Genomic DNA, 9,613 nt, shown 5'->3' with positions numbered 1-9,613 from the left:
AAAAGCACGTGAGAATGTTGATTCTGATGGTATATCTTGTATTTTAGCAAATCCACATATCTTTCTCAGATTTGGCATCGTTTTTAGAGATTCTATCAAAAGACTTGTCGTAGGGTAATTATAGACAACTTTGGCTACAAACGCTCTGCCAATTGCATACCTCTCCTTGAGTTTACGACCTATGCATTGACTGTCTACCCACCACATATGTCTTTCTATCTGAACTATCTCCAGGATTGTAACTAACTGCTTTTGTTTCTTGGTTATTGGATCGGTAAGTATTTCTTCCAACTCTGGGAACAGTACCCGTTGTATATTTCCTGCTAACCATGATATACTCTCTAATAACATTATGTTCTCCTTTTAATCTATTATATTTAGGTGTTATATTATAGCACAAAGAGAACTAAAAAAGGTTTAGTTTAGGAGTTTTGCAAGAGGCTCTATAATTTTTCTTTTGTTTCCATAACCTCCTTCTTGGCTTCATTGCAAGATATATCCTTAAACGCTACATTGCTCCTTATATTTACAAACTGCATTCTTCTTATTATAGCGTAAGTGCTTGCTGTTACGCAATCAAAGCAGGATTGCCGCAGGGTGAAAATTCATCCTTTTATATAGTTGTTGTGGTAAAATGTAAAATCGTGATATTATAAAGCAGACGATTACATATATGGAAAAAGAGCGCATATTACTTGTAGATGACGATGCGATACTGATAACGGGATTGCAGAGATTACTCCAGGGCTGGGGTTATGATGTAGCCGGGATGGTCTATTCCGGTGAGGAGGCCGTTATACAGGCCAGAGAGATGTTACCGGACCTGATACTGATGGATATCAACCTCGGCGGCAAACTCGACGGCGTGGAGACGGCACAACAGATAAAGGCCGACCTCAACATCCCGGTGATATATCTGACGGCCTACCTTGATAAGGACATCATCGAACGGGTGGAGAAGACAAACCCCTTCGGCTATATATTAAAGCCCTTCCAAGAGAGCGAACTGTATGCGGCCATAAAGATAGCCCTGTACAACAGCAAGGCAGAGAAGATACTTACGCTGCACTATCATATACAAAACGTCCTGAATGCAATAGTTCGGATTTCGCTGGAGCCCATATCACTGACCGAGCAGATGGGCATGGTGCTGGATACGATTATAACGATCCCGTGGTTGGAGTTTGAGTCCAAGGGGGCTATTTTTCTCTTGGGGCAGCGTGAAGACGTCCTTGAGATGCGGGTGCAGAGGGGACTTTCCGAGCAATTGTTAAGCCTCTGCAAGCATGTCCCATTTGGCAAGTGTCTCTGTGGCATGTCGGCTGCCACCGGTGAGATCGTCTTTGCCGACAACGTTGACGACCGCCACGACATAAGGTTTGATGGCATGATGCCGCATGGGCATTTCTGCGTACCGATCATATTTACCAACAAACTCCTTGGCGTGCTCAACCTGTACCTCAAGGCGGGTCACGTCAGAAGCCCCATGGAAGAGGAGTTCCTGATGGCAGTATCCAACACCCTTGCCGGCATCATAGCACGCCGGGGTGCCGAGGAGGAGCTGGAACGTGTAAAGCGTCAGAATGAGCTGATCCTCAACTCAGCCGGTGAGGGCATATATGGCCTCGATACCAACGGACAGATAACCTTTGTAAACCCCGCAGCAGCCAAGATGCTCGGCTGGCAACTACAGGAACTGTTGGGTCAGCCATATCACTGCATCAAGCACAACTCCAACTCCGGCAACACAGGCCATGCCGATCAGGACTGCCTGATATACAAGGCTTTTAAGGAAGGCAACGTCTATCGCGTCGAGGACGAAGTCTTCTGGAGAAAGGATGCCACGAGCTTTCCTGTAGAGTACGTGGCAACGCCGATTGTTAATGAGCATGGAACCCTCTCCGGGGCTGTGGTCGTCTTTAACGATATGGTTGAGAGAAAGAAGGCGCAGGCCGAAAAGATGGCGGCCCTCGGTCAACTGGTCTCCGGGGTTGCCCATGAGATAAACACCCCCATTGGTAATGCCGTCTTATCCGCCTCGCACCTGCAGGAAAAGACGCAGGATATTTTAGCCCTGTTTCAGGACAACAAGATGACAAAGGGGGCACTACAGAGATACATAGAGGTCGTCAGAGAGGACAGCGACATAATCCTGAAAAACCTCCTGCGCTCCTCCGACATGATCAAGAGCTTCAAAATGGTCTCAGGCGACCAGACAAGTCAGCAACGCCGACGCTTTGACCTCAGAGGCTACATAGAGGATATCATGCTGGGGCTCAAGCCTATGATAAAAAAGACCTCACACCGCATCACGATGAACTGCGCCCCGGGGATAGAGATAGACAGCTATCCGGGGGCCTTTGCACAGGTAATCACAAACCTGATCATGAATTGCCTCACACACGCCTTTGAAAGAAAAGATGGCGGCATCATAGATATTTCGGCAGTGCACAAGCAAGGCAACGTCGTCGTAACAGTCAGCGACAATGGCAAGGGGATACCGGAGGCAATCCTGGGCAAGATATTTGACCCCTTTTTCACGACAAATCGTCAGGCAGGCAACACCGGACTTGGCCTGCATATAGTGTATAACATCGTACATCAAACCCTGCAAGGGGACATCCATTGCCAGAGCGCCGAAAAGTCAGGAACAAACTTTACGATCTCAATACCCAGGGAGCTGCCATGCACAGTGAACCAATAAATTGCCTCTGGGATATGCCGGAGTCCATGCCGGAGGACTCGGAACCTTACCTTTTTTTTGAGGAAGACACCCCCCCGCAATTACAGGTCGATGCACAGGCCGATGCGGACGCTTCCGCCTGGAAGGTGATAATCGTTGATGACGAACCGGAGGTACACAGGGCAACGAGGGCCACGTTGGTTGACTTTGTCTTTCAGGAGAGGCAGTTGCATTTTGTATCAGCCTTTTCGGCAAAGGAGGCCAGGCAGGTGATCAAGGACAACGCCGATGTGTCTGTCATAATCCTTGATGTGGTGATGGAGAGCGAGCAGGCCGGCCTGTCTCTTGTCAGGTACATCCGGCAGGAGTTGGGCAATAAGCACGTCCGGATATTGATCAGGACGGGGCAACCGGGCATAGCCCCCGAAAAATCCGTGATCGTGGACTATGACATCAACGGCTTCCTGGACAAGGGTGACCTGACGATACAGAGATTTTATACGGCCATTATTACATGTCTGCGCTCCTATTGCGACATCCGGCAATTAGAGGAGACAAACGTTGCGCTTAAGGTGGAGATGGAAAGACGCATAAAGGCCGAAAAGGCGATGATTGAAAAAGAGCGTCAGGCTGCCATTGGCCTTGCCATTGCCCAGATAATCCACGGCACTAAAAATATCCTTAATGCCCTCCAGGGGGGTAAGTACATCATAAATGTTGCCCTGACTGACAACAACATCGAGCTGTTGAAAGAGGGCTGGGGCGTTACCGAGCTTGGCATCGCACGCATGGAGACCCTGACGGCAGACCTGCTCAACGTCTCACGCACCGGTAAGCTGCAACTGCACCCAGGCTCCATCAATGACCTGGTACGGGAGATCACAACGCCCTTCCAATCGTTGCAGACTGGCTCAATGCCACCGGAGGTAGAGGTCATCGCCGAACTGGACGATACCCTGCCGGTCTTTTCCTTCGACTACAAGGCCCTCCATACTGCCCTGATGAACCTCGTCTCTAACGCAACAGATGCCTGCAGGGACAAGAAATATGCAGACAACGACAGGGCCAGGGTGGTTATCCGAACCCACTGCCGGCAGACTGGTTTTGCTGCCATAGAGGTCAGCGACAACGGTTGTGGTATCAGGGAGTCGGATATGGAAAATATCTTTACCATGTTTTATTCTACCAAGTACCTCAACGGCAACGGACTTGGCCTGCCCATTACAAAGAAGATCGTTCAGGAGCATGGCGGAGAAATTACGGTTAGCTCACACAGGGGACACGGAACAACATTCTTGATAGAACTCCCCATAAAGCAAGAAAAGGGCCTGCCCCATTGACCCCTTTTTAACTCTCATGACATAAGGTTGATTATGCACAATATTCGTATCCTCTTTAAAAAGCAGGGTAATTTTTATTTAACGGTTAAAAGGCATGGATTCCTGCTTTCGCAGGAATGACAATTACAGCCGTTTTCCAAGTGTGCCTGCCCCTGGCTCGAACAGGGGTCATTCCTGGCTTGACCAGGAATCCAGGATGCGTAAAAGTATAGTTACCATGAAATATAAAGAAGATACCAATATTCCTATAATCACATAAATATTTACAAGAAAAAATATGTTACAATATAAAAGCGTACAACAATAAAATTAATATGCAACAGAAAAAAGGCTTATACACTGTACACTGAAAAGAACATAGACAAACAGACAGGTGAATCGGAAGGATATACATCCTATGGAGACCTGACTGAATTAAACGAACACAAAGAGCTTCTTGATACGGTAGGCAAAGAGACGCTGGAGAGGATAGCCAGGAGTTATCTTGATTTGCTTGAAACCTCTGCGGCTATATATGAGGCCGATGGTAGCTATGCCGTAGCGCTTTTCACCTCCAGCTATTGTAAGTTTCTGGATATGGCATCAAGAAATCTGTGCATGACTGCCGACAATGCAGAGGCCCTTGCCTGCGGTAAGTGGCTATGTCATCAATCATGCTGGACGAGTGCGTCACGGATTACGATTGAGACGGGTGACTCTTATGATTTAAGGCCATGCGAGGGGGGGATCAATATATATGCAGTCCCAATAAAGGGATTTGGTAAGGTCATTGGTTCTCTGAATTTTGGATATGGTTCTCCGCCATCAGAGGATAGCGCTATCGGGGAGTTGGCCGAAAAATATCAGGTTGACAGGGAAAAATTAAAAGAGCTTGCACGGGGCTATAAGGCAAGACCCGACTACATCATAGAGGCCGTAAAGCGGTTTGCGGTATTAGCCGCAGAATTAATTGGCGAGATATATGAGCGTAAGAAGCTGGAGGGCAACTTAACAGAGAAAGAGCAACAGTTACATGCCGCATTTGACTTCAGCACAATTGCCATAGCCATAACCTCTGTTGAGAAAGGATGGATAGATGTAAATAACAGGCTATGTCAGATGCTCGGATATCCAAAGGATGAACTGATGAAGATGACTTGGATTGAGATAACCCATCCGGAGGACATCGAACCTGATGTGGCGTTATTTAATCAGGTGCTTGACGGTAAAATGGACGGTTACGAAATGGAAAAACGCTTTATCCGAAAGGACGACACCATATTATATACAAAGCTGTGGTTGAATTGCAGACGCAATGAGGATGAGTCAGTGAGATATTGTGTAGCCTTGATAGAAGACATCTCTGAACGTAAGGCATTAGAGGAAGAATTAAACGAACTCACTGTCAACCTCAAGAGAAGGGTAAAAGAGGAAGTCGAAAGAAACAGAGAAAAAGACCAGTTAATGTATGAACAGTCCAGGCATATAGCAATGGGTGAGCTGTTGGTCAACATTGGCCATCAATGGCGACAACCCCTGACCGTCGTAGGCCTTCTGGCTCAGGATATTTTGGATGCGTACTTGTACAATGAGTTGAACGAGGCATACATCAGGGAAAATATCAAGTCCATTACGGACGAACTGATGGGGCTGTCAAAAACCATAGACAATTTCAAGAGCTATTACATAACAGACCCTAAAAAAACAAAAAGCAGGATTGAAGATGAAATCAACAACACACTATCACTGATAGATGGCTATTTCAGGATCAAAGGGGTGAAGATTTATAAGGAATTTGCTGAAGGATTAACCGTAAATCTTTTCCCTAATGAATTTGCCCAGGTCATACTGAATATATTAAACAACATAAAGGATGTATTTGAAGAGAGGTGTATTAATGACGGCACGATTAAAATAAAGACATATAAAGAACCCAACACTGATAAGGCAGTAATAACTATCAGTGACAATGGAGGAGGAGTGAGTGAGGACATTATCGGTAAAATCTTTGATCCGTATTTTACCACCAAACATAAGTCCAGGGGAACAGGACTCGGCTTATACTTTGCCAGGGTTATTATAGAAAAGAGTATGAAAGGCAGTATTACTGCAAGAAATGTTAACGGGGGCTGCGAATTAAGGATAGAGATATGACAAACGAAGCGATACTAAAGGCATTAACGGTTCTCTACGTAGAGGACGACGAGTTTATAAGAAAGATGCTGGGGCGTTTTTTAAGACGAAGGGTTGCAGTTGTCTATGACGCATGCAATGGCAAGGAGGGTTTAGACGCCTACATCAAATATCAGGAGGAAATCGATATTGTAATAACTGACATAGAGATGCCGGTAATGAACGGAATAGAGATGATTGAACGGATATTTGCGATAGATCACTCCCAACCAATCATAATCACCACCGCATACAAAGACGAGGAACATATGAGCGAAAAGGTCTGCTTAAACGTCATAAAGCCAATAGATGAAGAGATGTTGCTTAAGTGTATAATACATTGCGTAGAGACGAAGGCAAAACATAAAGAGGGGGCTAGTTAATCAAACAGACAAAAAGGCTCTGACAGTCAGATATTTAATTCCATTTTCCTTCCTTGATTTCATAGACCCTGTGTAGTCCGGTAATCCCTTTGAGTTCAAAGAGACCTATCAGTCTGCTGCTTATGCCTTCCATTTTGCTTGCCTCCTCAACGGCCGTTTCTGTTATAAAGATGCGGTCAACCAACGGCATCTGTTCCTTGCTGATCCCGCCTGCTATGGAGATGATGTCTGAGGGCTTGACGCCTTCAACGCGGAAGGTCATGTTTGTGGCCACGCCAAGTCGGTCACCTTTAGCATCCACCGTTGTTTCGCCGAAGTTGATGGCAAAACGCAGCTGAATTATCTGTGTTTCATCGGCGGTCCTGTTGTGTATTGCGATGTCGTTAAGGACGTCTACGGCAAAGCGCACGGCGTTTTCCACCTTTGGAAAGGTTATCAGAAAGCCATCCCCGGTGCTCTTTAAAAACTGAAACCTCTGCTTCTTGGCCATTGGACGCACCACGTCGGTTAATATCCTCGTCAGTATAAGTGCAAATCTGTCGCCGTACTTGTTGGCAATCCCCGTGGAATTACACAGGTCTATTACCAATATGGCCTCGGAACGGATAGTGCCCTCTTCGGGGATCGTGTCAGGGACGCTCTTGATTATTGTTGTGTCATGCGGGTCCTTGCCGGTGAGTTCTCTTAATACCCTTGCTGCCTCCGTGACGACCTCTTCGTCTTCGTTGGCGTCGTTTATGCACTTTTTTATGGCAGATACGGCCTCAACCATCCTCAACTCCCCAAAGGCCTTTAGCGTCTCAATGCGCACGTGTTTGTTGGGGTCCTTTAGCAGCATAAGGAGCAATTCCCTCACGTCGGCACCACCCATGGCGACAAGCGTTTGCGGTACGACCATTCTTACCTCATCGGGGCTTTTTATGACGAATTTTTTAAGCAGTTTCAGCGACTCTTTCCTGACCTCTTCTTCGGTGGCGTCTTTGAGGGCATCGGGGTTATTTGTCAGGGACTCAACCATTTTTATCTGTCCAAAGGCCCTCAGGGCCTCCAGGCGGATTTGTTTTTTCGGGTGTCCCAATATCGCTACCAGTGGGCGTACCACGTTGGGGGTACCAATAGTGCCAAGTGCTCGTGGAATGTGCCAGTTTACGTAGTCGTCGTCCATCTTTGCATACAACGGGGCAACGGCACGCGGGTCCTTTATCAACCCCAGTGATATTATGGCCTTCTCCCTGACCCACCAGTCAGTATCGTCCAGGGCAAAGATCAGCGCCTCCAAGGCCAGCTTGTCCGGTACCTTGATGAAGAACTCCACCGAACACCTGCGTAGATTCTCATCCTGATCGGTTATCATCGCTATGAAGAACTTGACAATGTTTTCGCCCCGTATCTCCGACAACGCATCCGTGGCAATCTGCTTGACCCACCAGTCGGAGTCCCTCATGGCAGCAATGAGTACATCGATGGTCTTGGGGTCCTTTATGCCATTGAGCACGCCAACGGCACAGCGCCTGACGTTTACATCACGCTCCTTCATCAGTTGGATCAGGTTGGGCACTATCGAGGCATCCCCGATGCGGATGAGGATATCCATTGCTGCCTGTCTGATTAAGATATCGACGTCCTTGAGGAGTTCTATGATGTGGGGTGCGGCCCTCTTGTCTCCCATGATGCCAATGGCTTCCAGGGCGGCCTTCCTCGTATATGCGTCCTCCTCCAGGAGCTTATGTATAAATAAATCAAGACTTGCCGTGTCCTTCATCACGCCCAGCATACGCATTGCCGTAATCCGAATGTTTAAAGACTTGTCTTTGACGGCCTCCCTGATCAGTTTCAGTGCGGCATCTCCGCCTATCTCTCCCAGTATGCTCAGACAGCTTCGCTTGAACTCAACATCGCCATCTGCATACATCGACAGGAGCTTTGGTACACAGGCAGGGTTTTTAAACGCAAGCAGCAACTCAAGCGCACTGCTGCGTAAGATGGGGTTTGCCCCACGCAGGTATTCAACCAGGTAGGGGATGGAGTCGGCCCTCCACTTCCTGTTTATGATGTCCTTGGCGGCTACCCGCACAATCTCCTGAGGGTCACCCAACAGGGGCATTACGTCGGCAATAAGCTCCTTTGTACACAGGACATCCAGCAGACCCTTCACCTTATGGATACGCATATGATTGTTTTTAAAGGCGTCGATCACACGTGGAAAGGCCTTACGGCCATAGGCTGCTATCTCTGTATACAGCCGTTTCTCTTCACTCTCTCCACTTGCTTCCTCCAGACTGTTGAGGAGTTTCTTTATTTTTATACCTTCAAATAACATTCAACCCCTATGACACCTTGTATTTACTACCCATCACCAACCCGTTCTTTGCCAAAACGCAACTCACACCCTATCCCCCCTCTAAGCTCACCATGCCCTGAATGAGACATATGATACCGTACCGGGGGTGACAAAGGTTACTTCTTGAGAATATGGTTCTCCGCCCTGAGACTCACCAGGGCAGAGGTTGTCTGCCTCAGACGTTCCACCAGGGTATAGAGGAGCAAGCGAAACTCCTCGGAGGTCTTGCTTATCTCTTCCTCCAGGAAGTCTTTGTCGATGATACCCAGCACGACGTTGCCTTCGGCCACGGCTGAGGCCGAGCGTGGTTGTCTGTCCAGAAAGCTCATTTCGCCAAAGTAGTCACCCTTTTCAAGATGGGCGATTTCGACAAGTTCACCCTGGATGGTTTTTATAATGCGCACCTTACCTTCAAGGATCAGATACGTACCTTCACCAAACGAACCCTCTTTCAGTATAACCTGGCCATCTTTATAGCTCTGTTTAACCACAATCCTTCTCATCTCTTAATCCTTAAATATAAATATGATATACATATCTTTCATAGTATGATAGCATAATGAATGAGTAAAAATAAAACGGGTATACTGAAATGTGACACAGTTTTTTTCAGGCATGATAATTGAGTGTGAAATAATGGGGTCAAGGGGACTTCTTTGTGCCCGGGGTGGCTCACCCCTCCCCTTGCGGGGGGTTCTGAAGGGGCCAGGTGCGA

General features: G+C 47.3%; 7 protein-coding genes. 4 read left to right on the top strand and 3 right to left on the bottom strand.

The window, feature by feature from the left end:
• Window positions 1-351: transposase (locus Mcas_RS10765; protein ID WP_040335538.1), on the bottom strand; the 351-nt coding region annotated here is incomplete at its 3' end.
• Window positions 352-673: 322 nt separating this feature from the next.
• Between Mcas_RS10765 and Mcas_RS16815 the strand changes: the two genes are divergently transcribed.
• From Mcas_RS16815 to Mcas_RS10745, 4 genes are all read left to right on the top strand, one after another.
• Window positions 674-2,704, top strand: coding sequence for an ATP-binding protein (locus tag Mcas_RS16815; protein ID WP_052567197.1), 2,031 nt, complete (start codon window positions 674-676; stop codon window positions 2,702-2,704).
• Window positions 2,686-4,023, top strand: a complete 1,338-nt coding sequence (locus Mcas_RS10755; protein ID WP_040335537.1) for a sensor histidine kinase — start codon at window positions 2,686-2,688, stop codon at window positions 4,021-4,023. The genes Mcas_RS16815 and Mcas_RS10755 overlap by 19 nt, the downstream gene beginning before the upstream one ends.
• Window positions 4,024-4,326: 303 nt before the next feature.
• A complete protein-coding gene (locus tag Mcas_RS16810; RefSeq protein ID WP_320408699.1) occupies window positions 4,327-6,156 on the top strand; it encodes a PAS domain S-box protein in 1,830 nt (609 codons plus the stop codon).
• The gene (locus Mcas_RS10745) at window positions 6,153-6,557 is read left to right on the top strand and encodes a response regulator transcription factor (RefSeq protein WP_040335536.1); all 405 of its coding nucleotides are present in this window, start codon (window positions 6,153-6,155) and stop codon (window positions 6,555-6,557) included. The genes Mcas_RS16810 and Mcas_RS10745 overlap by 4 nt, the downstream gene beginning before the upstream one ends.
• Before the next feature lie 34 nt (window positions 6,558-6,591).
• Here the strand turns inward: Mcas_RS10745 and Mcas_RS10740 are convergent, their stop codons facing one another.
• Window positions 6,592-8,877: a HEAT repeat domain-containing protein gene (locus Mcas_RS10740; RefSeq protein ID WP_040335535.1), complete on the bottom strand. Its 2,286-nt coding sequence runs from the start codon at window positions 8,875-8,877 to the stop codon at window positions 6,592-6,594.
• 137 nt (window positions 8,878-9,014) lie between these two features.
• Window positions 9,015-9,401 carry a cyclic nucleotide-binding domain-containing protein gene (locus Mcas_RS16805; RefSeq protein WP_052567193.1) on the bottom strand — a complete coding sequence of 129 codons (387 nt, stop codon included), beginning with the start codon at window positions 9,399-9,401 and terminating at the stop codon, window positions 9,015-9,017.
• Window positions 9,402-9,613: the final 212 nt, after the last annotated feature.

Origin of the sequence: Candidatus Magnetobacterium casense (genome assembly GCF_000714715.1) — a bacterium.
Lineage (GTDB): Bacteria > Nitrospirota > Thermodesulfovibrionia > Thermodesulfovibrionales > Magnetobacteriaceae > Magnetobacterium > Magnetobacterium casense.
Note: the sequence above shows the minus strand (reverse complement) of the source record. Positions and strands in the feature narration are given on the sequence as shown.

What these genes read in the sequence shown, in the direction of transcription:
- Mcas_RS16815 (WP_052567197.1), top strand. Translation starts at nt 674, where the DNA reads ATGGAAAAAGAGCGCATATTACTTGTAGATGACGATGCGATACTGATA.
- Mcas_RS10755 (WP_040335537.1), top strand. Translation starts at nt 2,686, where the DNA reads ATGCACAGTGAACCAATAAATTGCCTCTGGGATATGCCGGAGTCCATG.
- Mcas_RS10745 (WP_040335536.1), top strand. Translation starts at nt 6,153, where the DNA reads ATGACAAACGAAGCGATACTAAAGGCATTAACGGTTCTCTACGTAGAG.
- Mcas_RS10740 (WP_040335535.1), bottom strand. Translation starts at nt 8,877, where the DNA reads ATGTTATTTGAAGGTATAAAAATAAAGAAACTCCTCAACAGTCTGGAG.
- Mcas_RS16805 (WP_052567193.1), bottom strand. Translation starts at nt 9,401, where the DNA reads ATGAGAAGGATTGTGGTTAAACAGAGCTATAAAGATGGCCAGGTTATA.